Origin of the sequence: Streptomyces sioyaensis (assembly GCF_004122735.1) — a bacterium.
Taxonomy (GTDB): Bacteria; Actinomycetota; Actinomycetes; order Streptomycetales; family Streptomycetaceae; genus Streptomyces; species Streptomyces sioyaensis.
Window position 1 is genome coordinate 1 of sequence record NZ_SDIF01000033.1, and the last position, 24,174, is coordinate 24,174.

Annotated in this window: 19 protein-coding genes; 15 read left to right on the forward strand and 4 right to left on the reverse strand. The window is 72.2% G+C overall.

Annotated elements, in window-relative coordinates:
* The first annotated feature begins 142 nt into the window (after nucleotides 1-142).
* Together EST54_RS14255 and EST54_RS14260 are read left to right on the forward strand one after the other, a co-directional pair.
* Nucleotides 143-898: a methyltransferase gene (locus EST54_RS14255; RefSeq protein ID WP_129247985.1), complete on the forward strand. Its 756-nt coding sequence runs from the start codon at nucleotides 143-145 to the stop codon at nucleotides 896-898.
* A gap of 258 nt (nucleotides 899-1,156) precedes the next feature.
* Complete coding sequence (locus EST54_RS14260) at nucleotides 1,157-1,570, forward strand: DUF3040 domain-containing protein (protein ID WP_129247986.1); 414 nt, start codon at nucleotides 1,157-1,159, stop codon at nucleotides 1,568-1,570.
* 507 nt (nucleotides 1,571-2,077) lie between these two features.
* Here the strand turns inward: EST54_RS14260 and EST54_RS14265 are convergent.
* The 4 genes from EST54_RS14265 to EST54_RS14280 all read right to left on the reverse strand — a co-directional run bounded on the left by EST54_RS14265 (nucleotide 2,078) and on the right by EST54_RS14280 (nucleotide 7,838).
* Nucleotides 2,078-4,504: a transglutaminase family protein gene (locus EST54_RS14265; RefSeq protein ID WP_129247987.1), complete on the reverse strand. Its 2,427-nt coding sequence runs from the start codon at nucleotides 4,502-4,504 to the stop codon at nucleotides 2,078-2,080.
* A 124-nt stretch (nucleotides 4,505-4,628) separates the two neighbouring features.
* Nucleotides 4,629-5,990, reverse strand: coding sequence for a DUF58 domain-containing protein (locus EST54_RS14270; protein ID WP_129247988.1), 1,362 nt, complete (start codon nucleotides 5,988-5,990; stop codon nucleotides 4,629-4,631).
* Nucleotides 5,990-7,009, reverse strand: coding sequence for an AAA family ATPase (locus tag EST54_RS14275; protein WP_129247989.1), 1,020 nt, complete (start codon nucleotides 7,007-7,009; stop codon nucleotides 5,990-5,992). The genes EST54_RS14270 and EST54_RS14275 overlap by 1 nt, the downstream gene beginning before the upstream one ends.
* Nucleotides 7,010-7,277: 268 nt before the next feature.
* Complete coding sequence (locus EST54_RS14280; RefSeq protein WP_129247990.1) at nucleotides 7,278-7,838, reverse strand: beta-class carbonic anhydrase; 561 nt, start codon at nucleotides 7,836-7,838, stop codon at nucleotides 7,278-7,280.
* Between the two features lie 517 nt (nucleotides 7,839-8,355).
* Here EST54_RS14280 and rsmH point away from each other — a divergent pair.
* The 13 genes from rsmH (at nucleotide 8,356) to EST54_RS14345 (ending at nucleotide 24,151) form a co-directional block, all read left to right on the forward strand.
* A complete protein-coding gene (gene rsmH / locus EST54_RS14285; RefSeq protein ID WP_129247991.1) occupies nucleotides 8,356-9,327 on the forward strand; it encodes a 16S rRNA (cytosine(1402)-N(4))-methyltransferase RsmH in 972 nt (323 codons plus the stop codon).
* Entirely contained in the window at nucleotides 9,324-9,878 is a 555-nt protein-coding gene (locus EST54_RS14290; RefSeq protein ID WP_129247992.1) for a septum formation initiator family protein, read from the forward strand. The genes rsmH and EST54_RS14290 overlap by 4 nt, the downstream gene beginning before the upstream one ends.
* A 7-nt stretch (nucleotides 9,879-9,885) precedes the next feature.
* Nucleotides 9,886-11,958 (forward strand): peptidoglycan D,D-transpeptidase FtsI family protein, encoded by a 2,073-nt coding sequence (locus EST54_RS14295; protein WP_129247993.1) that lies wholly within the window; start codon nucleotides 9,886-9,888, stop codon nucleotides 11,956-11,958.
* A gap of 18 nt (nucleotides 11,959-11,976) precedes the next feature.
* Nucleotides 11,977-13,740: a UDP-N-acetylmuramoyl-L-alanyl-D-glutamate--2,6-diaminopimelate ligase gene (locus EST54_RS14300; protein WP_372448272.1), complete on the forward strand. Its 1,764-nt coding sequence runs from the start codon at nucleotides 11,977-11,979 to the stop codon at nucleotides 13,738-13,740.
* A gap of 62 nt (nucleotides 13,741-13,802) precedes the next feature.
* Nucleotides 13,803-15,254: a UDP-N-acetylmuramoyl-tripeptide--D-alanyl-D-alanine ligase gene (locus tag EST54_RS14305; RefSeq protein ID WP_129247994.1), complete on the forward strand. Its 1,452-nt coding sequence runs from the start codon at nucleotides 13,803-13,805 to the stop codon at nucleotides 15,252-15,254.
* Between the two features lie 5 nt (nucleotides 15,255-15,259).
* The gene (mraY, locus tag EST54_RS14310) at nucleotides 15,260-16,324 is read left to right on the forward strand and encodes a phospho-N-acetylmuramoyl-pentapeptide-transferase (RefSeq protein ID WP_129248037.1); all 1,065 of its coding nucleotides are present in this window, start codon (nucleotides 15,260-15,262) and stop codon (nucleotides 16,322-16,324) included.
* Nucleotides 16,321-17,799: a UDP-N-acetylmuramoyl-L-alanine--D-glutamate ligase gene (gene murD / locus EST54_RS14315; RefSeq protein WP_129248038.1), complete on the forward strand. Its 1,479-nt coding sequence runs from the start codon at nucleotides 16,321-16,323 to the stop codon at nucleotides 17,797-17,799. Before mraY ends, murD begins: the two co-directional genes overlap by 4 nt.
* A 60-nt stretch (nucleotides 17,800-17,859) precedes the next feature.
* Nucleotides 17,860-19,209 (forward strand): putative lipid II flippase FtsW, encoded by a 1,350-nt coding sequence (gene ftsW / locus EST54_RS14320; RefSeq protein WP_129247995.1) that lies wholly within the window; start codon nucleotides 17,860-17,862, stop codon nucleotides 19,207-19,209.
* A 6-nt stretch (nucleotides 19,210-19,215) separates the two neighbouring features.
* Nucleotides 19,216-20,307, forward strand: coding sequence for an undecaprenyldiphospho-muramoylpentapeptide beta-N-acetylglucosaminyltransferase (gene murG, locus EST54_RS14325; protein WP_129247996.1), 1,092 nt, complete (start codon nucleotides 19,216-19,218; stop codon nucleotides 20,305-20,307).
* A 23-nt stretch (nucleotides 20,308-20,330) separates the two neighbouring features.
* Complete coding sequence (locus EST54_RS14330) at nucleotides 20,331-21,146, forward strand: cell division protein FtsQ/DivIB (protein WP_167511539.1); 816 nt, start codon at nucleotides 20,331-20,333, stop codon at nucleotides 21,144-21,146.
* A gap of 281 nt (nucleotides 21,147-21,427) precedes the next feature.
* Entirely contained in the window at nucleotides 21,428-22,654 is a 1,227-nt protein-coding gene (gene ftsZ, locus EST54_RS14335; RefSeq protein ID WP_129247998.1) for a cell division protein FtsZ, read from the forward strand.
* 14 nt (nucleotides 22,655-22,668) lie between these two features.
* The gene (pgeF, locus tag EST54_RS14340; protein WP_129247999.1) at nucleotides 22,669-23,445 is read left to right on the forward strand and encodes a peptidoglycan editing factor PgeF; all 777 of its coding nucleotides are present in this window, start codon (nucleotides 22,669-22,671) and stop codon (nucleotides 23,443-23,445) included.
* Nucleotides 23,381-24,151: a YggS family pyridoxal phosphate-dependent enzyme gene (locus tag EST54_RS14345; RefSeq protein WP_129248000.1), complete on the forward strand. Its 771-nt coding sequence runs from the start codon at nucleotides 23,381-23,383 to the stop codon at nucleotides 24,149-24,151. The genes pgeF and EST54_RS14345 overlap by 65 nt, the downstream gene beginning before the upstream one ends.
* Nucleotides 24,152-24,174: the final 23 nt, after the last annotated feature.

Genomic DNA, 24,174 nt, shown 5'->3' on the forward strand with positions numbered 1-24,174 from the left:
GGGGAGGGCCCGGGGGAGGAAAGCGAAGACCCCGCCCCACCCCGCACACAAGACGTACGGCTCCGCAGGCGGCGCACGCCGCCGGACGGAATAGGGTGGTGGACGCCTAGACGTTCATGCCCCCGCCGAGGAGCCACCCGCCGTGTCTGACCCGCTGCGCCCCCGCGCATCCCTTCGTACCGCCGTGGTCTGGGAGGTCCTCAAGGACGCCCTGGAGCGCCGGGTCAAGACCGCCGGGCGCGATGTCCTGGACGTCCTCGACACCGGCGGCGGCACCGGCAACTTCGCCGTGCCGGTCGCCCGCCTCGGCCACCGCGTCACGGTCGTCGACCCCAGCCCCAACGCCCTCTTCGCCCTGGAACGCCGGGCCGCGGAGGCAGGTGTCGCCGACCGGGTACGCGCGGTCCAGGGCGACGCCCACGGCCTCTTCGACGTCGTGGAGCGTGGCGGCTACGACACCGTGCTCTGCCACGGCGTGCTGGAGTACGTCGACGACCCGGCCGAGGGCGTCCGCAACGCCGTCGACGCGCTGCGCCCGGCCGGCACCCTCAGCCTGCTCGCGGCCGGTCTGGGCGGCGCCGTCCTCGCCCGCGCCCTCGCGGGCCACTTCACCGAGGCCCGCCACGCCCTCACCGACCCCGCAGGCCGCTGGGGCGAGGGCGACCCCGTCCCGCGCCGGTTCACCGCCGACCAGCTCACCGACCTGGTGTCCGCCAGCGGTCTGCAGGTCGGGGCGGTCCACGGCGTACGGGTCTTCGCCGATCTGGTCCCCGGTGTGCTGGTCGACACCGAGCCGGGCGCCATGGAGGCCCTGCTGAAGCTCGAAGCGGCCGCCGCCGAGCAGCCCGCGTTCCACTCGGTGGCCACCCAGCTGCACGTCCTCGCGGAGCGCGACTGACCCACGCGGCACGAGCGACTACCGCGTGCAGTCGGCCACAGACCACCCGATCAGCCCCTTCGCCCCGTATGATCGGGGTACGACGTTCCGGCATGACGGACAGGCGGGTGGGGAATGCAGGCAGCATCGCCACCGGTCTCCTCGGCGGCCCGGACAGTGAACTGGCGTCGAGGGGCGGGTTTCACGGGGGCGATTCCCTGCCTATCCTGAAAGGGTCGCACCCGGTCGCCCCCCGCGACCGACGAGTAGGAGGACTCCGTGCCGCTCTCGGAGCACGAGCAGCGCATGCTCGAGCAAATGGAGCGAGCGCTGTACGCCGAAGATCCCAAGTTCGCGACAGCGCTTGAGGGAAGCGGGCTGCGCACGTACACCCGGCGACGGGTCTACCAAGCGGTCGCGGGCTTCCTGGTGGGTATCGCCCTGCTCATGGCCGGCATGGTCGCGCAGCAGATCTGGATCAGTGTGGTGGGCTTCCTCGTCATGCTCGGCTGCGCAGTGCTGGCGGTCACCGGCTGGCGCAAGGCCCCCCGGCAGGGCCAGCAGCCGTCGTCCGGCACGGGTCCCGCAGGCGGCGCAGGTGCACCGGCACGCCGGCCCAGGCAGCGGCGCTCGATGATGAACCGTATCGAGGACCGCTGGCAGCGTCGCAGGGACGAACAACAGGGCCACTGAGCCGACGGATCGACACGGTGACGGGCCTCCCGGGGGTTCTCTGAGCCCCTCCGGTGCCGTCTTACGCCAAGCCCTCCTGCACACCCCCGAAGCGGCCTTCCGGCCGCTTCCGCCTTTTCCGCCCCCCCCCGCCAAGTTGCGGCTCCTCACGTCGCCGCGCAGCTTTCCCCCCCCGCACAAGGCTTCGCAGCACGCAGGCCGAAGGTTGCGGTTGCGGTTGCGGTGAGTGTGTCGTGGACGGTGAGCGGGCTTTTCTGTCCGCAGCCGCGGTTCGCCCGCAGGCAAGCCGACGGCCCGCTCTACACCGATGCTTCACCGCTGCAGCGCCCTGGCGCTCCTGCGCTCCAGCGGTTTGGTTTCGGCGCCGGCGCGTAATGCCTCCTCCCTACGCCGCACCGGGAGTCTCCGCCGCGCTGTGGCCGCCCGGCAGGATCGGGCGGCCACCGGACAACGTTGCGGCACCGCACTTTGCGCCTCGGGGACTTTTGCGCTCCGGCAGCGCGGACGCTACGCCCGCCGTCGGCCCGGCCGTAGGACCGTCACCGTGCGCCGCGTCAGGGCGACCGGGCGGCTGGTGCGGCACCGGAGCAGGAGGGCCGTCCAGCGGGCGGACCAGGCCCGGCCCAGGCGGGCCGCCGAGCGCGGGGCGAGCCGGGCGCGCAGCCGCAGCGCACGGGGTGCGCCGGCCTGCAACCCGGCCCGGACCTGCTGTACGTCCGTGGCGAGGTCGGACACCGGCTGCGGTTGCGGGGCGTACAGGACCTGTTCGACCGCTGCCGCAACCCGGTGGGCGGCCGCGGCGGGCTCCGGTTGCAGTTCTCCGATGCTGATGATCCGTGCCGCCGCCTTGCGCGGCGTCAGCGATTCGTCCGGCAGGATGCCGAAGTCCCAGGCGGTGTCCAGCAACTCCCGCCAGGCGGCGAGGGTGCCGGCCGTGAGGTCCCCGTCCGCGCCCGTGGCCGCCAGTCGTCTGGAGCGCGTACGCAGTCGCCACAGCAGCGGGACTGCGGGCAGCAGCAGGACCAGCAGGGCGGCCGGCACGATGCCGGCGATCGCCCAGGGGGACGTGCCGCCGCCTGGCGGGCGGGCACCGGACTCCGCGGGGAGTGTGACGCATGCCGATCCGCTGCCGCGCCGCTGTTCGTCCGGGCCGCAGGACGGGTCCGCGGACGGACCGCCGTCCGAGGGGGCAGCGGACTGGGAGGGCTCGGGAGCCGGGTTGCCGGGCTCGGCCGGGGCCGAGGTGTCGGGGTAGGCGTAGTCAGGGATGCTGCCTCGGCTCGGGGTCGGCTCGAAGCGGGTCCAGCCGACGCCCTGGAAGTACAGCTCGGGCCAGGCGTGGGCGTCCTTGAGGCCGACCGAGGTCGTGCCGTCCGGCTGCTTGGTGCCCGGGGTGAAGCCCACGGCTACCCGGGCCGGAATGCCCAGCGTCCGGGCCATCGCAGCCATCGAGAACGAGAAGTGGACGCAGAAGCCCTCCTTTTGCCGCAGGAACCGGGCGATGGCCTCGGAACCGCTGCCGGCCCGGACCTCCGTGTTGTACGTGAAGCCGCCGTTGAGCGCGAACCAGTCCTGGAGCTTGACGGCCTTGGCGTAGGCGGTCGGTGCGCCGTGGGTGACCCGGCGGGCGGTGCTGCCGACGACCGGGGGCAGGGAGTCCGGGACCTTGGTGTACTCGCGCAGCAGCTTGGCGGGCGGCGCCGGGGCGGCGGCCAGCTGCCGGGACGTGGGCCGCAGCTGCAGGCTCTCGACCTGGTATTGCAGGCCGTGGGTGTTCTGGCCGCGGTCCCCGACGAGCGTGCGGCCCTGGGGCTCGAAGCGCCAGCGCCCGGAGATGTCCACCTTGGACGCCGGGTAGGGGAGCGGCAGCCAGTTCTGGGCGTACCACTCGGCGGTCGAGATGGAGGTGTTGACATGGTTGACGTCGACCGATGAGCTGAGGCCGGGCGGCCGCGGAAGCTGCTCGGGGACGTCCGTGACGGTCCGCTCGGAGGGCTTCCAGGTCGTGCCGTCGAACTGGTCCAGGGCGACGATCCGCAGATACATGTCGCGGGAGTCGGCGGCGGTCGTGCGGTAGTTGAGGACTTCCTTGTCCTCGGGCTGATTGAGGCTGTCCTGCAGTGACACCAGTGGGTTGACCGCGGAGATCGTGCCGCCGCCGCTGCCCGGTCCCCCGCCGCTGGCGGAGCCGCCGAACAGCCCGCCGCCCAGGGAGGGGAGGAGGGCCGGTACCACCACCGCGATGCCGAGCACCAGCGCGCCGATCCTGCGGCCCGTACGGACCGGGGCCGGCGTGGGGCCGCCGACGGCGAAGCCCCGCGTGCGCTCCGGGCGGCCCGGGCCGCCGAACACCCGGCCCCACTGGGAGAGCCGGTCGCGGCCCTCGGCCAGCAGGAGCAGTAGGTAACCGGCGGCCGCGACCAGGAACCGCAGCCGGCCCGCGCCGCCCTGGGAGAGCCCCGCCGCCACCGAGTACAGCGCCAGCAGCGGCAGCCCGGCGGGCGCGGCGCTGCGGTACGTGACCGCCAGCGCGTCCACGAGCAGGCCGATCAGCAGCACACCGGCGATGAGCAGCAGCCGGATGCCGGGGGTGACGGGGGCGGGGATGGCGTAGCGGCCGACGTCCCGTACGCCGGCGTGCAGCAGCCGGCCGAATTCCGCGAGGGCGTCGGGGCCCGGCAGCAGGCCGAGGATGGCCTCGCCCGGCGCGAAGAACAGGGTCATCAGCAGCACGGCGACCAGAGCCTGTACGCCGATGACCAGTGGCCCGGCGAGGGGGGCCCGGCGGGCGGCCGCGCCCGCGCCGGTCACGACGGCCAGCAGGAAGGCCGCCTGGATCATCCAGTCGATCGGCTCCACCAGTGGCAGCAGCGCGCCGGCGGCACACAGGGTGGCCACCGCCGCGCACAGCGCCAGCCGCGCCCGGCCGCTCATGTGCGTGCCCCCCGTCGCTCCGGACCGGCCGGGCACGGCCCGCGCCGACCGCCGCTCCGGTCCGTGCTCCCACCACGGCGGGGCGGCCCCGGCCGCCTCTCCCGCGCAGGCGTCGGGCACCCGTTCATGGCCGGCCCCCTGCCACCGTCTCCGCCGCGTCCGCCGGGCGCTGCTGCCCGGCCCCCGCACGCCACAGGTCGGCGAGCGCGTCCCCGGGGGTCACCGGCAGCGCCGTCCAGCCCGCCTGCCGCAGCAGCCGCAGCCGGTCGGCCACCGGGACCTGGCCGGGGGAGAATCTGAGGCCGCCGGGGCGGCGGGTGAAGGCGTCGCCGTCCAGGACGAACGCGACGGCCGCACCGCAGCGCTGCCGCATCCGCCCGGCCACCGCCGCCTGCTGCTCGTCCAGGTCGCCGAAGAAGGCGACCAGCAGTCCTTCGTTGCTGCCGCGCAGGACGTCGTACGCCGCCGACAGGCCCTCTTCCTCGGACTGCTCCACGACGGCGAGGGTGTCCAGCACCAGGCCCGCGGCATCGGCCGATTCCGTGCCGCCGCCGAAGCCGCCGGCGCCGTCGGGGGCCGGGACCGAGGTGCCGGTGTCGGTCAGCAGCCGCACCGAGAAGCCGCGCTCCAGCAGATGCACCGCACTCGACGCCGCGCCCGTCACCGCCCATTCGAAGGCCGAGTCGGGACCCGCGCCCGGGTGGGCCGTCTCGCGGGTGTCGAGCAGGATCGTGCAGCGTGCCTTCTGCGGCTGCTCCTCCCTGCGGACCATCAGCTCGCCGTAGCGCGCGGTGGAGCGCCAGTGGACCCGGCGCAGATCGTCGCCGTGCCGGTAGCCGCGCGGAATGACATCGTCCTCCCCGGCCAGCGCCAGCGAACGCTGCCGTCCCTCGCCGTAGCCGGCGGCCTCGCCCGTCAGGCGCACCGGCGGCAGCGGCTCGACCCGCGGCACCACCGTGAGGGTGTCGCAGGCGCTGAACGAGCGGGTCAGCTCGCACATCCCGAACGGGTCGGACAGGCGCAGCTGCAGCGGGCCCAGCGGATAGCGTCCGCGCAGGTCGGAGCGGACGCGGTAGGAGACCTCACGGCGGCCGCCGGCCTCGACCCGGTCCAGGACGAAACGCGGCCGCGGCCCGAGGACGTACGGCACGCGGTCCTGGAGCATCAGCACCCCCGTCGGCAGCCGGGAGACGTTCTCCATCCGCAGCCGGACCCGGGACTCGGCGGCCGCGGGCACCCGGGCCGGGGACAGCGCACGGCTGCCCGCGACCCGGTAGCGGGTGCGGTGCAGGACCAGGACGCACACCAGCGGCAGCGCGGCGAGCAGCAGCCCGACCCGCAGCAGATCCGGCTGTCCGAGGAGAAAGGAGCACACCGCGGCGGCCATCCCGGCGGCCAGGAACGATCTGCCGCGTGTCGTCAGCCCCGAGAGGGCCGCCCGCAGTCCGTCCCGGTCCGGCGGCCCCCCGCTCCCCCCCTCGGACATCACAACCCCCGTACGCCGGGCGGCCGCTGACCGGGTGTGCGCCATGGCTGCACGGACGGATCGGGGACCGGGACGCGCTGCAGGATCTCCCGGACGATCTGTTCGGCCGTACGGCGGTTCAACTGGGCCTGGGCGGTGGGCAGCAGCCGGTGGGTGAGCACCGGCACCGCCAGCGACTGGACGTCGTCCGGGAGGGCGTACTCCCGCCCCAGGAGCGCGGCACCGGCCTTGGCGGCGCGCAGCAGATGCAGGGTGGCGCGCGGTGAGGCGCCGAGCCGCAGCTCGGGGTGGCTGCGGGTGGCCGCGACCAGATCCACGGTGTATCTGCGCACGGTTTCGGCGACATGGACCTCGCGCACCGCTTCGGTCAGCTTCACGATCTCGTGGGCGTGCGCGACCGGCTGGAGGTCGTCGAGGGGCGAGGCGCCGCCGTGCACCTCCAGCATCTGCAGCTCGGCCGCCGGGCTGGGATAGCCGATCGACACCCGCGCCATGAAGCGGTCCCGCTGGGCCTCGGGGAGGGGATAGGTGCCCTCCATCTCGACCGGGTTCTGAGTGGCGATCACCATGAACGGACTGGGCAGTTCGTAGGTCTGCCCGTCCATCGTGACCTGGTGCTCCTCCATGGACTCCAGGAGCGCCGACTGGGTCTTGGGCGAGGCGCGGTTGATCTCGTCGCCGATCACGATCTGGGAGAAGATCGCGCCGGGCTTGAACTCGAAGTCCCGCTGCTGCTGGTCGAAGATGCTGACGCCGGTGATGTCCGAGGGCAGCAGGTCCGGGGTGAACTGGATGCGCCGCACCGAGCAGTCGACGGAGCGGGCCAGTGCCTTGGCGAGCATGGTCTTGCCGACGCCGGGCACGTCCTCGATGAGCAGGTGTCCCTCGGCCAGGAGCACGGTCAGTGCGAGCCGTACGACCTCCGGCTTGCCCTCGATCACGCCCTCCACCGCCCGGCGGACCCGCTCCGCGGTGGTGGTCAGATCGCTGAGGCTCGCTCGTTCGTCATACGTCGTCACTCGGCCCTCCTCGGCCCCGAACCACGGGCACGTGCCCCCTCTTCGGACCCGGCCCACCTCGAAAGCGCGCATCGCGCCCGGCCACGGCCGGGACGACGTCACGTACGCATTCTTGCCGCCCGCGCGGCTTCGCGTCATGACCTGTGGATAACTCACAAGGTTATCTCGCGGCTTTCCCGGCTTTCCGGGCGAACCCGCCCTTCCGGTCCGGCCCCCGCCCCGGCAGAACCGGAAGAACCGGCAGAACCGGAAGAAGCGGTGCGGCACCTCAGTGCTGCGGATCGATCTCCCGCAGCAGGCCCGTCGTCACATCGAAGACGAAGCCGCGGACGTCGTCGGTGTGCAGGAGGAAGGGCGAGGTGCGTACCCGCTGCATCGACTGCCGCACGTCCTCGTCGAGGTCCTTGAACGCCTCGACCGCCCAGGTGGGACGCTGTCCGACCTCGGCCGCCAGGTCATGGCGGAAGTCCTCGGTCAGGCTGAGCAGGCCGCAGTTGGTGTGGTGGATGAGGACGACCGAGCGGGTGCCGAGCGCCCGCTGGCTGATCGTCAGGGACCGGATGATGTCGTCGGTGACCACCCCGCCGGCATTGCGGATGGTGTGGCAGTCGCCGAGCTTCAGGCCGAGGGCGGCGTGCAGGTCGATCCGGGCGTCCATGCAGGAGACGACGGCGACCTTGCGGACGGGCCGGGCGTCCATCCCGGGGTCGGTGAACGAGGCGGCATAGTGCCGATTCGCCTCGACGAGACTGTCGGTGACGGTGCCGGCGGCACCGCCGGCGGCGCTGTCGGAGGACGGGGGCAGCGGCTGCGATGCAGGTATGGACATGGAATCACCGTAATAGGCGTCGGCTCGTCCGGCCGCATGAGAGGTCGGGCATAGGGGGCGACATCACTCCTTGTGAGGTAACCCACAGGTCCGTCCGTACCCCGCCGTCCGGGTGAGCGGCGCCGGGAAAGCCGGCGGGAAGGGCCGCGGCAAAGCCGTCGCAGGACGCGCGGAACCGGTTGATTGACCGGGGCAGCCGGTGGACTAAAGTGGCGCGAAGTGGGAGGCGTGACGCTCTCCTTGGATACCGGATTCCTCGCGTGCGCGCATCGTACGTACGGCTCGGCCTCCTCCCGCTCCCATGGTCTTCCGACGTCACTTCCCCGTCGCCGGAGGGCCACTTCCCCTTCAGAGCGGGCGGGGACCAAGCGGTACGTGCGGCATCCCCCAGCCAGCGGCCGGGGGACCCACCTGCCGCCCAGCCCATCGGAAGGCACATGAGCGAGCGTAGCGAGCGAACCAGGAAGAAGTGCGCGCTCTGCGCGGGCAGGCGGGCCGGGCGCGGCGGGGCCGCCGTATGAACAACAGCAGCACCCGTCACGTCCCCGTCATGCTCCAGCGGTGCCTGGACATGCTCGCCCCCGCGCTCGCCGAGCCCGGCGCGGTCGTCGTCGACTGCACGCTCGGCCTCGGTGGGCACAGCGAGGCGCTGCTCGCCACCTTCCCGGCGGCCCGGCTCATCGCCCTCGACCGCGACCCGTCGGCCCTGAAGCTCGCGGGCGAGCGGCTCGCCCCGTACGGCGAGCGCGCCACCCTGGTGCACGCCGTCTACGACGAGCTCCCCGAGGTCCTCGACCGGCTCGGGACCCCGCGCGTCCAGGGTGTGCTCTTCGACCTCGGGGTCTCCTCCATGCAGCTCGACGAGGCCGACCGCGGCTTCGCGTACGCGCAGGACGCCCCGCTCGACATGCGGATGGACCAGACGACCGGCATCAGCGCCGCGGAGGTCCTCAACACCTACGCGCCCGGTGAGCTGGTCCGGATCCTGCGCTCCTACGGAGAGGAGAAGCAGGCCAAGCGGATCGTCGAGGCCGTCGTGCGCGAGCGCGCCAAGGAGCCGTTCACGACCAGCGCGCGGCTGGTCGAGCTGATCCGTGACGCGCTGCCGCAGGCCGCCAAGCGCACCGGCGGCAACCCCGCCAAGCGGACGTTCCAGGCGCTGCGCATCGAGGTCAACGGGGAGCTGCAGAGCGTGGAGCGCGCCGTTCCGGCGGCCGTGAAGGCGCTCGCGGTGGGCGGCCGGATCGCCGTGCTCTCGTACCACTCGCTGGAGGACCGGCTGGTCAAGCAGGTCTTCGCGGCCGGAGCCGCCAATACGGCGCCACCCGGGCTGCCGGTCGTCCCCGAGCGCTACCAGCCCCGGCTCAAGCTGCTGACCCGCGGCGCCGAGCTCCCCACGGAGGAGGAGATCGCCGAGAACCGCCGCGCCGCCCCCGCCCGGCTGCGCGGCGCGGAGCGCATCCGCGAGCACGTCGAGGACACCGCATGAAACGCCAGGGGAGGCCGCGCGGCAGGCAGTACCGCCTCGCCGCGCTGCTCCCCTCCGGGGCCGGCGGGCGGGGCACGGCGGCGCGCACGCCCTTCGTGTTCCTGATCGTCGTCCTGCTCGGCTCCGGCCTGATCACCCTGCTGCTGCTCAACTCCGCCCTCAACCAAGGCTCGTTCGAGCTGAGCAAGCTGGAGAAGAAGACCGACGAGCTGACGGACGAGCAGCAGGCCCTGCAGCAGGACGTGGACGCCTACTCCGCCCCGGACGCGCTGGAGCGGCGCGCCCGGGCGCTGGGAATGGTGCCGGGCGGCACCCCGGCGTTCCTGCTCCCGGACGGCACGGTCCGCGGCCGGCCGAGCAAGGCCACGTCGACGGGGGCACCGCTGAGCAGCTCCGCCGAGCCGTCGACGGCGGGCGTCCCCGGCCGCGCCGGCCCGTCCGCGTCGCCGCTCGCGGCCGCCGGGGTGCTGGGACCGGACGGTGCGCCGGCACCCTCGCCCGCCGCCCTGCGCGCCCCGTCCGCTCCCTCCCCGACGACCGCCGGCAGGTGACCGCGGCATGACCGAGCCCAGGGACCCCCGCCGGGTGCCGCGCCCCGCCCAGCGCGGCGGCCAGGGATCAGGCCGCTCCGGTCGACCGTCCGCCGGCCGGAGCCCCGGGCCCCGGCCGGGCCCGAAGCAGGGCGCTCCGAAGCAGGGCGCTCCGAAGCAGGGCGCTCCGAAGCCGGGCGCCCCGAAGCCGGGCGCCCCGAGGCCCGCGGCCCGGCGTCCCGCCGCCCGCCCCCGCGCCGGGCAGCCGGTGCTCCGCCTCGGCAGCCCGCGCCCCCGGCTGCGGCTGGTCGCCCTCGGGCTGACGCTGATCATGCTGATCTTCGTGGTACGGCTCTTCCAGGTGCAGGCCGTCGATGCCTCGGCGTACGCCGCCAAGGCCAACGAGAACCGCTATGTACCGGTCAAGCTGGCCGCCGAGCGCGGTGCGATCACCGACCGCAACGGCGTGGACCTGGCCACCACCGTGGACGGGTACGACATCACCGCCGACCCCAGCCTGCTGGCGCCCGCCAAGACCAAGATCGGCGACGCGCCGCGGCGGGCCGCCGCGCTGCTCGCCCCGATCCTCGGCCAGGACAAGGCCACCCTCGCCCGGAAGCTCGACCAGCCCACGGCGCGCTATGTCCTGCTCGCCCGGCAGCAGAGCCCGCAGGTCTGGAAGAAGATCAAGGACCTGCGCACACGCCTCGACGCCAGGGCGGCCGCCGCCCCCAAGCGTGCCCCCCGCCCCGACGTCCTGGTCGGGATCTTCGCCGACAAACACAGCCGGCGCCTCTACCCGAACAAGGACCTCGCCTCGGGCGTCCTCGGCTTCGTGGCCAGCAACGGCAAGGGCGGCGGCGGACTGGAGGCGCGCCTGAACAAGCAGCTGGCGGGCAAGGACGGCAAGCTCGTCTACGCCCAGTCCGGCGGCCTTCGGGTGCCCACCGGTGACACCCAGGAGCACCCCGCCGTCCCCGGCAGCGACATCGAGCTGACCCTCGACCGGGACATCCAGTGGGCGGCCCAGAAGGCCATCACCGAGCAGGTCGCCCGCTCCCGGGCCGACCGCGGCTATGTCGTCGTCCAGGACAGCCGCACCGGCGAGATCCTGGCGCTCGCCAACGCGCCCGGCTTCGACCCCAACGACATCGCGAAGGCCGAGCCGGAGACGCTGGGCAACGCCGCGCTGTCCGACGCCTTCGAGCCGGGCTCCACCAGCAAGCTGATGTCGCTGGCCGCCGTCCTGGAGGAGGGCGTCGCCACCCCGTCCACCCGGGTCACCGTGCCCAACCGGCTGCACCGCGGCGACCGGCTGTTCGCGGACGACGTCGACCACGCCACCTGGCACCTGACGCTCAACGGCGTGCTCGCCAAGTCCAGCAACATCGGCACGATTCTCGCGGCCGGCCAGCTCGGCAGGACCCAGCCGGAGGCCAACCGGGTCCTCTACTCGTATCTGCGCAGATTCGGGATCGGGAAGCCGACCGGCCTCGGGTTTCCCGGCGAGACCGACGGCATCCTGGCCAAGCCGCAGAAGTGGAACACCTCGCAGCAGTTCACCATCCCGTTCGGCCAGGGGCTGTCGCTCAACGCCGTCCAGGCCGCCTCCGTCTACTCCACCATCGCCAACGGCGGCGAGCGCATCGCCCCCTCCCTGGTCCGGGGCACCACCGGCCCCGACGGAAAGTTCGTTCCGGCGCCCCGGCCCGCCAAGAACCGGGTGGTCAGCCGGAAGACCGCCACCACGCTCGCGACCATGCTCGAATCGGTGGTCGACGACGAGGAGGGCACCGGCGCGAAGGCGAAGATCGACGGCTATCGGGTCGGCGGCAAGACCGGCACCTCCAACCGGGTGGACCCCCGGACCGGCCGCTACCACGGCTACACCGCGTCCTTCGCCGGCTTCGCCCCCGCCGACAAGCCCCGCCTCACTGTCTACTGCGCCGTACAGAACCCCACCGCGGGCAGCTACTTCGGCGGTCAGGTCTGCGGTCCGATCTACCAGCAGGTTATGGCGTTCGCGCTGAAGACCCTCCAGGTACCTCCGACCGGAGCCAAGCCCCCGCGGCTGCCGGTCACCTTCACGCCAGGCCAATGAAATCGAGGCAATTCCGCCGTGACGACCATCACCCCCGACGGCACCCCGGACGGCACCCCCATCCCCGGAAGCTGCTCCCCACCACAGCCCTCACTTCGCCCCGGGCCCACTGTGCCCGGTACGCTCACCGCCGTGTCACACGCTGATCAGTCCCCGAAAGCCCAGCACGCCGAGAAGGGCGGTCCCGGCACCTATCCGGGCGCACCCCGCCCTGACCGGGTCCGCCCCACCCCCCTGGCGGACCTCGCCGAGCAGCTGGGATGCCCGGCCCCCGCCGCCGGCCATGCCGATGTCATGGTCACCGGCATCACCCATGACTCCCGGGCGGTCCGCCCCGGCGATGTCTACGCCGCGCTGCCCGGCGCCCGTCTGCACGGCGCCGACTTCGTCGCCCAGGCCGCCGACCTCGGTGCCGCGGCGATCCTGACGGACCCCTCCGGCGCCGAGCGCGCCGCCGCGACCGGCCTGCCGGTCCTCGCCGTCGAGAACCCCCGCGCGCGGATGGGTGCCCTGGCCGTCTCGATCTACGGAACGCCGGGCGAGGACCTCCTCCAGATCGGCATCACCGGCACCTCCGGCAAGACCACCACCGCCTACCTCATCGAGGGCGGGCTGCGGGCCGCCGCGGCCAAGCGCCCCGACGGCGGGCTCACGGGCCTGATCGGTACCGTCGAGACGCGTATCGGCGACGAGCGGATCAAGTCCGAGCGCACCACCCCCGAGGCCACCGACCTGCAGGCACTGTTCGCCGTGATGCGCGAGCGCGGGGTCCGTGCGGTCGCCATGGAGGTCTCCAGCCACGCCCTGGTCCTCGGCCGGGTCGACGGCTGCGTCTTCGACGTCGCGATCTTCAACAACCTCAGCCCGGAGCACATGGAGTTCCACTCCGGCATGGAGGACTACTTCCAGGCCAAGGCCCAGCTGTTCACCAAGGCCCGCAGCCGCGCCGGCGTGGTCAACCTCGACGACGAATACGGCAAGCGCCTGGCCGAGGGCGAGTCCGAGGTCCCGGTCACCACCTTCTCCGCGGAGGGCCACCCGGACGCCGACTGGCGCGCCGCGGACGTCGAGGTCGGCACCCTCGGCTCGACCTTCACCGTGCACGGCCCGGACGGCCGGACGGTGCGGGCCGCCTCCCCGATCGCCGGCCCCTTCAACGTCGCCAACGCGCTCGCCGCGATCGTCTCGCTGGTCGTCGCCGGCATCGACGCGCAGACCGCGGCCGACGGCGTGGCCGCGGTGCCCGGCGTCCCCGGTCGTCTGGAGCGCATCGACGCCGGCCAGCCGTATCTGGCGGTCGTCGACTACGCCCACAAGACCGACGCCGTCGAATCGGTTCTGCGCGCGCTGCGCAAGGTCACCGACGGCAAGCTGCACGCCGTCCTCGGCTGCGGCGGCGACCGCGATCCGCACAAGCGCGGCCCGATGGGCGCCGCGGTGGCCCGGCTCGCCGACACGGCGGTCCTGACCTCCGACAACCCCCGTAACGAGGACCCGCTCGCGATCCTCGCCACCATGCTCGCGGGCGCCGCCGAGGTGCCGATCCACGAACGCGGCACGGTGCTGGTCGAGGAGGAGCGGGCCGCCGCCATCGCCGCCGCCGTCGCGCGCGCCGAGCCCGGCGACACCGTGATCGTCGCGGGCAAGGGCCATGAGCAGGGCCAGGACATCGCCGGAGTGGTACGCCCCTTCGACGACCGCCAGGTGCTGCGCGGTGCCATCGAGGACTCGTTGAAGCCACAGCAGTCGCAGCAGTCACCGCAGCCGAACCACCAGGGATGACACACCTCCATGCGCGCACAATCCGCTTACCGTCACCGCCCGCCCCTCGACGGGGGTGACCTGTGATCTCCCTGTCGCTCGCCGAGATCGCGAGCATCGTCGGCGGGCAGCAGTACGACATACCGGACGACGACCGCCGGGTGACCGGACCGGTCGTGGCCGACTCCCGCGCGGTGGGCCCCGGCTCCCTGTTCGTGGCCTTCGCCGGGGAACGCGTCGACGGCCATGACTTCGCCCGGGGTGCCGTGGAGGCGGGCGCGGTGGCCGTCCTGGCCGCGCGCCCCGTCGGCGTCCCCGCGATCGTCGTCGACGACGTCACCGCCGCGCTCGGCGCGCTCGCCCGCGCCGTCGTCGAGCGGCTCGGCACCACCGTCGTCGGACTGACCGGCTCGGCCGGCAAGACCAGCACCAAGGACCTGCTCGCCCAACTGCTGCAGCGGCACGGCCCGACCGTCTGGCCCGAGGGCAACCTCAACAACGAGATCGGGCTGCCGCTGACCGCGCTGCGCGCCGATGAGACGACCCGTCACCTCGTCCTGGAGATGGGCGCCCGCGGCGTCGGCCACATCCGCTACCTCGCCGGGCTGACCCCGCCGAGGGTCGGTGTGGTGCTCAACGTCGGCTCCGCGCACATCGGCGAGTTCGGCGGCCGCGAGCAGATCGCCGCGGCGAAGGGCGAACTCGTCGAGGCGCTGCCGTCCGCGGCGGAGGGCGGGATCGCGGTGCTCAACGCCGACGATCCGTACGTCCGTGCCATGGCGGTGCGCACAACGGCCCGTACGGTCCTGTTCGGTGAGGCCGCGGACGCCGATGTGCGTGCCGAGAATGTCCGTCTCACGGCGCTCGGACAGCCCGCATTTACGCTTCACACACCCTCCGGGTGCAGTGATGTGACCATGCGGCTGTACGGTGAGCACCACGTGTCGAACGCGCTCGCCGCGGCCGCCGTAGCCCATGAGTTGGGCATGCCCGTGGACGAGATCGCCTCCGCGCTCTCCGAAGCCGGCACGCTCTCCCGCTGGCGTATGGAGGTCACCGAGCGCGCGGACGGCGTGACGGTCGTCAACGACGCCTACAACGCGAACCCCGAGTCCATGCGAGCGGCGCTGCGAGCGCTGGTCGCCATGGGCGCCGCCGCCAAGGCGGAGGGCGGGCGCACGTGGGCGGTGCTCGGTGAGATGGCCGAGCTGGGCGAGGAGTCACTCGCCGAACACGACGCGGTCGGGCGGCTGGTCGTCCGACTCAACGTCAGCAAGCTCGTGGCGGTCGGCGGCGCGGAAGCGGCGTGGCTCGACATGGGCGCCAAGAACGAGGGTTCGTGGGGTGAGGAGTCGGTGCACGTGTCCGACGCGCGGGCGGCGGTCGACCTGTTGCGCAGCGAGCTGCGCCCGGGAGATGTCGTGCTGGTGAAGGCGTCCAGGTCGGTGGGGCTGGAGCGGGTCGCCGCAGCATTGCTGGACGACGGCGGCGCCGCGGGCGCCGCGGGCGCTGAGGGTGGAGCCGCATCCCGATGAACACGATGAAGCAGATCCTCTTCTCCGGAACGATCGGGCTCTTCCTGACCCTGATCGGCACCCCGCTGCTGATCAAGCTGCTGGCCAAAAAGGGATACGGGCAGTTCATCCGCGATGACGGCCCGCGGACGCACGGCAGCAAGAAGGGCACGCCCACCATGGGCGGCATCTCCTTCATCCTGGCCACGATCATCGCCTACGTCGTGACCAAGCTGATCACCTCCAGCGACCCCACCTTCTCCGGTGTGCTGGTGCTGTTCCTGATGGCGGGCATGGGCCTGGTCGGGTTCCTCGACGACTACATCAAGATCGTCAAGCAGCGCTCGCTGGGCCTGCGCGCCAAGGCCAAGATGGCCGGCCAGCTGATCGTCGGCATCGCCTTCGCGGTGCTCTCGCTGCAATTCGCCGACCTGCGCGGACAGACCCCGGCCTCGGACCGGCTGTCCTTCACCCAGGACTTCGGCTGGCAGATCGGCCCGGTGATCTTCGTGATCTGGGCGCTGTTCATGATCCTTGCGATGTCCAACGGCGTGAACCTCACCGACGGCCTCGACGGCCTGGCCACCGGCGCCTCGGTGATGGTCTTCGGCGCGTACACCTTCATCGGCATCTGGCAGCACCAGGAGTCCTGCGCCAACCAGATCACCGCGGGGCCCGGCTGTTACGAGGTCCGCGACCCACTCGACCTCGCGGTCGTCGCCTCGGCCCTGATGGGTGCCTGCTTCGGCTTCCTGTGGTGGAACACCTCACCCGCCAAGATCTTCATGGGGGACACCGGCTCGCTGGCCCTGGGCGGCGCGCTGGCCGGTCTGGCCATCTGCTCCCGTACCGAGCTGCTGCTGGCCATCCTCGGCGGCCTCTTCGTCCTGATCACCATGTCCGTGGTCATCCAGGTCGGCTCGTTCCGGCTGACCGGTAAGCGGGTCTTCCGGATGGCGCCACTCCAGCACCACTTCGAGCTCAAGGGGTGGTCGGAAGTGCTTGTGGTGGTCAGATTCTGGATTATTCAGGGCATGTGCGTCATCGTCGGACTCGGCATCTTCTACGGCGGTTGGCAGGCAGCGAAGTGACCACCCACGGTCCGACCGGCGCTCCCGCGGGATTCGACGGTCAGCACATCACCGTGGCCGGCCTGGGCGTGAGCGGCATCAGTGCCGCCCGCGCGCTGGCCGGCCTCGGCGCCCACGTCACCGTCGTGGATGGCGGCGACGGGGACACCCAGCGGGCGGCGGCGCGGGAGCTGGAGGCGGCAGGGATCACCGTCCGCCTCGGTGACGGCGAGACCTTCCCCGAGGGCACCGACCTCGTCGTGACGTCGCCCGGCTGGAAGCCGGACAGCCCGCTGTTCACGGCGGCCGCCGCGGCCGGGGTGGACGTGGTCGGCGACGTGGAGATCGCCTGGCGGCTGCGCGAGACCGTCGCGGGGCAGCCGCCCGCCGCCTGGCTCGCGGTCACCGGCACCAACGGCAAGACCACCACCGTACGGATGCTGGCCTCGATCCTGGCCGCCGAGGGCCTGCACACCACGGCCGTCGGCAACATCGGCACCCCGATCATCGATGTCGTCCTCGGCCAGGGCAAGGACGGTGCGCGCCCCTACGACGTGCTCGCCGTGGAGCTCTCCAGCTACCAGCTGCACTGGGCGCCGTCGCTGCGCGCGCACTCCGCAGTGGTCCTCAACCTCGCCCCCGACCACCTCGACTGGCACGGCTCCATGGAGGCCTACGCCGCCGACAAGGGCCGGATCTACGAGGGCAACACCGTCGCCTGCGTCTACAACGCGGCCGACAAGGCGACCGAGGACCTGGTGCGCGAGGCCGACGTCGAGGAGGGCTGCCGGGCCATCGGCTTCACCCTCGGCACCCCCGGCCCCTCCCAACTCGGCGTCGTCGAGGGCCTTCTCGTCGACCGCGCCTTCGTGGAGAACCGGCAGCAGCAGGCTCAGGAGCTCGCCGAGGTCTCCGACATCGCGCCCGGCTCCGGCACGCCCGCCCCGCACAACATCGCCAACGCCCTCGCGGCGGCGGCGCTGGCCCGTGCCTTCGGCGTCCGGCCCGCCGCCGTACGCGACGGACTGCGCGCCTTCCACCCGGAGGCACACCGCATCCAGCACGTCGCGGAGCTCGACGGCGTCACCTACATCGACGACTCCAAGGCCACCAACACCCACGCCACCGAGGCGTCGTTGGCGGCGTACGAGCACATCGTGTGGATCGCCGGCGGCCTCGCCAAGGGCGCGACCTTCGACGAGCTGGTGCAGAAGTCCGCGGCCCGGCTGCGCGGCGTGGTGCTGATCGGCGCCGATCGGGCGCTGATTCGCGAAGCCCTGGTGCGACACGCCCCCGATGTCCCGGTGGTCGACCTCGGCCGGACAGACACTGGGGCGATGTCCGAGGCGGTCCGGGAAGCGACCCGTCTGGCCGAGCCGGGCGATACCGTCCTGCTGGCTCCGGCCTGTGCCTCGATGGACATGTTCGTCAATTACAACAAGCGGGGCGAGGCCTTCGCCGACGCGGTCGGCGAGCTGACCGCACGGGATCACTAGACCGTTTCTCCCCGCCGCCACCAGGACCGGTCGGCGCGCGCACCTGTGGAGGGGACGAGGATGACGGCCCGATCGCCGAAGGCGGCCCCTCCGCGTCCGCCGCGCCGGCCCGCCATGGTGCGGGGGCCGCGCGGCGGACGCGTCCCCGGTGGCCCCCGGGGCTTCCTGGTCAGGGTGCGGCGCGCCTGGGACCGTCCGCTGACCGCGTACTACCTGATCCTCGGCGGCAGCCTGCTGATCACCGTCCTGGGCCTGGTGATGGTCTACTCGGCGTCCCAGATCAAGGCGCTGCAGTCCGGCCTGGCCCCGGCGTACTTCTTCCGCAAGCAGCTGCTCGCCGCGGTCCTCGGCGGCGGGTTGCTGCTGGCCGCCGCCCGGATGCCGGTGCGGCTGCACCGCGGGCTGGCCTATCCGCTGCTGGCCGGTTCGGTGTTCCTGATGTGCCTGGTGCAGATCCCCGGGATAGGGGTCGCGGTCAACGGCAACCAGAACTGGATCAACCTCGGCGGACCGTTCCAGATGCAGCCGAGCGAGTTCGGCAAGCTCGCGCTGGTGCTGTGGGGCGCCGATCTGCTGGCCCGCAAACAGGACAAGAAACTGCTGGTGCAGTGGAAGCACCTGCTGGTGCCGCTGATCCCGGTGGCCTTTCTGCTGCTCGGGCTGATCATGCTCGGCGGCGACATGGGCACCGCGATCATTCTCACGGCGATCCTCTTCGGGCTGCTGTGGCTGGCCGGTGCGCCGACCAGGCTGTTCGTGGGGGTGCTGGGCGCCGCCACGCTGATCGGGGCGCTGCTGATCAAGACCAGCGCCAACCGGATGTCCCGGCTGGCCTGCATCGGAGCGACCGATCCGGGGCCCGGGGACCAGTGCTGGCAGGCCGTGCACGGCATCTACGCCCTGGCGTCCGGCGGATTCTTCGGTTCCGGCCTCGGCGCGAGTATGGAAAAATGGGGAGAACTCCCTGAACCGCACACCGACTTCATCTTCGCCATCACCGGGGAGGAACTGGGTCTGGCGGGGACGCTGTCGGTGCTCGCCCTCTTCGCGGCTCTAGGCTATGCGGGTATCCGCGTGGCCGGACGCACGGAGGACCCCTTCGTACGGTACGCCGCGGGAGGCGTGACCACCTGGATCACGGCCCAGGCCGTGATCAACATCGGTGCGGTGCTCGGCCTGCTGCCGATCGCCGGTGTCCCGCTCCCGCTGTTCTCCTACGGAGGCTCCGCCCTGCTGCCGACGATGTTCGCCATCGGGCTGCTGATCGCCTTCGCGCGGGACGAGCCCGCTGCACGGGTGGCGTTGACGGCCCGGTCGAAGCGGAAGCCGGTCTTCGGCAGAAGACCGGCTGGGGTGAGATGGAAGACGATGAGACGGCGCGTCAAGAAGCGGCCGTCCGGAGAGCGGTGAATTTCGGTGCATGTCGTACTCGCCGGTGGGGGGACCGCCGGCCACATCGAGCCCGCGCTCGCCCTCGCGGACGCACTGCGGAGGCAGGACCCGACCGTGGGGATCACGGCACTCGGCACGGAGAAGGGCCTGGAGACCCGGCTCGTCCCGGAACGCGGCTATGAGCTGGGGCTGATCCCCGCGGTACCCCTGCCGCGCAAGCCCACGCCGGAACTGATCACCGTCCCCGGGCGGCTGCGCGGCACGATCAAGGCCGCCGAGCAGATCCTGGAGCGCACCAAGGCCGACTGCGTCGTCGGCTTCGGCGGCTATGTGGCGCTGCCCGGATACCTGGCCGCCAAGCGGCTCGGGGTGCCGATCATCGTCCACGAGGCGAACGCCCGGCCCGGTCTGGCCAACAAGATCGGCTCGCGGTACGCCAAGTTCGTCGCCGTCAGCACCCCCGACAGCAAGCTGCGCGGGGCCCGCTACGTCGGCATCCCGCTGCGCCGCACCATCGCGACCCTGGACCGTGCCGCGGTCCGCCCCGAGGCGCGGGCCGCCTTCGGCCTCGACCCCAACCTCCCGACGCTGCTGGTGTCCGGCGGTTCCCAGGGCGCCCGCCGGCTCAACGAGGTCATCCAGGCCACCGTGCCGGCCCTGCAGCGCGCCGGCATCCAGGTCCTGCACGCGGTCGGCCCGAAGAACGAACTGCCGCATGCGGACAACATGCCCGGGATGCCCCCCTATGTCCCGGTACCGTACGTGGACCGGATGGATCTCGCGTACGCCGCGGCCGACATGATGCTCTGCCGCGCGGGCGCGATGACCGTCGCCGAGTTGTCCGCCGTCGGGCTCCCGGCCGCGTTCGTCCCGCTGCCCATCGGCAACGGCGAGCAGCGGCTCAACGCCCAGCCGCTGGTCAACGCCGGCGGAGGTCTGCTGGTCGACGACGCCCAGCTGACCTCGGACTGGGTGCAGAGCCAGGTGCTCCCGGTCCTGGCCGATCCGCACCGGCTGTACGAGATGTCGCGCGCGGCCTCCGAGTTCGGCCGCCGGGACGCCGACGAGCTGTTGGTCGGCATGGTGTACGAGGCGATTGCGCAGCACAACAAGTAGCGCACGAGAGAAGGCAGGGGAGCGTGGCCGGACCGGCAACCGCCCGTCGGGGCGAGCAGAAGTCACCGTCCGGCCCGCCCTCCGCCGCGGCGCCCCCGGGGCGAAGATTCGGGTGGGTGCGCCTTCCCGTTCGCGCGCCGGGCCGCCGCAGTCTGATCATCATGCTGGTCGGCGTGCTGCTGCTCGGCGCGTTCGGCGCCTGGGTGCTCTTCGCCTCGAACTGGCTACGGGTGGAACGCGTCAGGGTCACCGGCGCCGAGGTGCTGACGCCGCATGAGGTCGTTGCCGCGGCGCATGCCCCGATGAACGCCCCACTGGCCTCCGTGGACACCGAGGCCCTGGCCCGCCGGCTGCGCGACCGGCTGCCGCGCATCAAGACCGTGGACGTCGAGCGGTCCTGGCCGAACACAATCGGTCTGAATGTGACCGAAAGAATGCCGGAACTGCTGATGCGAGCGGGCGGAAAGTTTGCCGAAGTGGACGCCGAGGGTGTCCGGTTCGCCACCGTGGAGGCGGCCCCCAAGGGTGTTCCGCTTCTGGAAATGAACGTATCCGACTCTCCGAGTCTGCATCAGTTTGGAACCGACCGTTTGCGACGCTCCGCTGTCGAGGTCACCCAGGATCTGCCCACGGCGCTGCGCAAGGGCCTCCGGAAGGTCCGGGTCCGGTCCTACGACGCCATCACCCTCGAACTGGCGGGCGGCCGCACCGTCGCCTGGGGCAGCCGCGAACAGGGCGCCGAAAAGGCAAAGGTGCTGGCCGCGCTGGTGAAAGCCGCGCGTGACGCGCGCCACTTCGATGTGTCGGTGCCCAGCGCCCCTGCCGTATCCGGGAGTTGACGTCCGTAGCCGCAGGCCAGCACCCTGGATGGCTACGACTATGGGTGATCACATAGGGTGAAAAGAAAAACGGGAGGTTCGGCGTGTTCGTTGAACGTGCGCGCCTTGTCGACTTAGTGTCTCGTTCCAAAGGGACTATGGAACCAAGGAACACAGGCACAGGTAACCCTAAACTTCAACGTTAGGGTTCGGGTCGGCACTACGAACCGTCCCATCGGCATCAGTCGGCGTCCACACGCAGTGCGGCGACGACACGTAACTCGAGGCGAGAGGCCTTCGACGTGGCAGCACCGCAGAACTACCTCGCAGTCATCAAGGTCGTCGGCATCGGCGGCGGTGGCGTGAACGCCATCAACCGGATGATCGAGGTCGGGCTCAAGGGCGTCGAGTTCATCGCGATCAACACCGATGCGCAGGCGCTGCTGATGAGCGACGCCGACGTCAAGCTCGACGTCGGCCGCGAAATGACGCGCGGGCTCGGCGCCGGCGCCAACCCGGATGTGGGTCGCAAGGCGGCCGAGGACCACCGCGAGGAGATCGAGGAGGTCCTCAAGGGGGCCGACATGGTCTTCGTGACCGCGGGAGAGGGCGGCGGCACCGGCACCGGCGGCGCACCCGTCGTCGCCAACATCGCGCGCTCGCTGGGCGCCCTGACGATCGGTGTGGTCACCCGCCCGTTCACCTTCGAGGGCCGCCGTCGCGCCAACCAGGCCGAGGACGGCATCGCCCAGCTGCGCGAAGAGGTCGACACCCTCATCGTGATCCCCAATGACCGGCTGCTGTCCATCTCGGACCGTCAGGTGAGCGTGCTCGACGCGTTCAAGTCGGCGGACCAGGTGCTGCTGTCGGGTGTGCAGGGCATCACCGATCTGATCACCACCCCGGGCCTGATCAACCTCGACTTCGCCGACGTCAAGTCCGTGATGTCGGAGGCCGGGTCCGCCCTCATGGGCATCGGCTCGGCGCGCGGCGACGACCGCGCGGTGGCCGCCGCGGAGATGGCGATCTCCTCGCCGCTCCTGGAGGCGTCCATCGACGGCGCCCGCGGCGTGCTGCTCTCCATCTCCGGCGGCTCCGACCTCGGTCTCTTCGAGATCAACGAGGCCGCGCAGCTGGTCAGCGAGGCGGCACACCCCGAAGCCAACATCATCTTCGGTGCGGTCATCGACGACGCGCTGGGCGACGAGGTCCGGGTCACGGTCATCGCCGCGGGCTTCGACGGCGGTCAGCCGCCGGCCCGCCGCGACACACAGTCCGCCGCGTCCACCCCGAAGCGCGAGGAGCCCGCCCCGGCCCCGAGCCGCCCGGTCGCTCCGCCCGAGCCGCGGTCGTCGTCCTTCGGCGGACTGGGTTCGGTGCCCGTACGCGACGAGGAGCCGGCCCCGGCCGAGTCCTCCTCGCTGGGTGAGGTGTCCTCGCCCCCGGCGAGCGCCCCGCAGGTTCCCCCGGCCCGTCCGTACTCGGACTCCGCGGCCGAGGAACTCGACGTCCCCGACTTCCTGAAGTGACGTAAAGCAGCGAAGTGATAGGGAAACAGCACCACGAGAGCGGCGCGCACTTCGCCTTCACCGACAGGTGGGGCGGGGTGAGCGCCGCTCCGTATGAGCAGCTCAATCTGGGCGGCGCGGTCGGCGACGACCCGCAGGCCGTCCGCACCAACCGTGCCCGCGCCGCCGCGGAACTCGGCCTCGACCCGGCCGCGGTGGTCTGGATGAACCAGGTCCACGGCCGGGACGTCGCCGTGGTCGACGGACCGTGGCGAGACGAGGACGTCCCCGCTGTCGACGCGGTGGTGACGGATCGCCGGGGTCTTGCGCTCGCCGTTCTGACGGCCGACTGCACCCCGGTCCTGCTCGCCGACCCGGTCGCCGGGATCGCGGGGGCCGCGCACGCCGGCCGGCCCGGGCTGGTCGCCGGGGTCGTCCCGGCGGTCGTCGAGGCGATGGTGCACCAGGGCGCGGAGCCGGCCCGGATCATCGCGTACACCGGACCCGCGATCTGCGGGCGGTGCTACGAGGTGCCCGAGGCGATGCGCGACGAGGTCGCCGCCGTGGTGCCCGAGTCCCGGGCGACCACCGGCTGGGGCACTCCCGCGGTGGACGTCACCGCCGGCGTACGGGCCCAACTCGCCGCGGCGGGCGTGCCGTTGCGTGAGGATTCCCACATCTGCACCCGCGAGTCCGCGGACCACTTTTCTTACCGGCGCGACCGTACGACGGGGCGGCTCGCGAGCTATGTGTGGCTCGGGGCGCCCCCGGCCCGGGGCTGGGGGAGGCCGAGCCGTGACGGACGACCGTAGAACGCAGCTGGCACAGAACCTGGCGCAGGTGGAGGAACGTATCTCCGCCGCCTGCGCCAAGGCCGGCCGGCCGCGTGCCGACGTGACCCTGATCGTGGTCACCAAGACCTACCCCGCGAGCGATGTGCGGCTGCTCGCGGAGCTGGGGGTGCGGCAGGTCGCGGAGAACCGTGATCAGGAGGCCGCTCCCAAGGCCGCTGAATGCGGAGATTTGCCGCTTAATTGGCACTTCGTTGGTCAATTGCAGACGAACAAGGTGCGGTCCGTGGCCGGATATGCCGGAGTTGTTCAGTCGGTCGACCGGGCCAGGCTCGCCACCGCCCTCTCCAGGGAGGCGGTGCGCGCCGAGCGCGAACTGGGGTGCCTGATCCAGGTGGCGCTCGACGCGGAGTCGGGGGAGCGGGGGGACCGGGGCGGGGTGGCGCCGGACGGAGTCGAGGCACTTGCCGAGACGATCGCCGGGGCCCAAGGGCTGCGCCTGGACGGTGTGATGACCGTCGCACCGCTGGCCGGGCCGTATGCCGGCCGTGAACTCGCCGCTTTCGAACGGCTCATGGAAATCTCATCCGACCTGCGCGGACTGCATCCTGCTGCCAACATGGTGTCAGCAGGCATGAGTGCGGACCTTGAGGATGCCGTGGCAGCCGGGGCGACACATGTGCGCGTCGGCACTGCGGTACTCGGAGTCCGACCACGGCTCCGGTAACGTCGCCAAGCAAGTCGGACCAC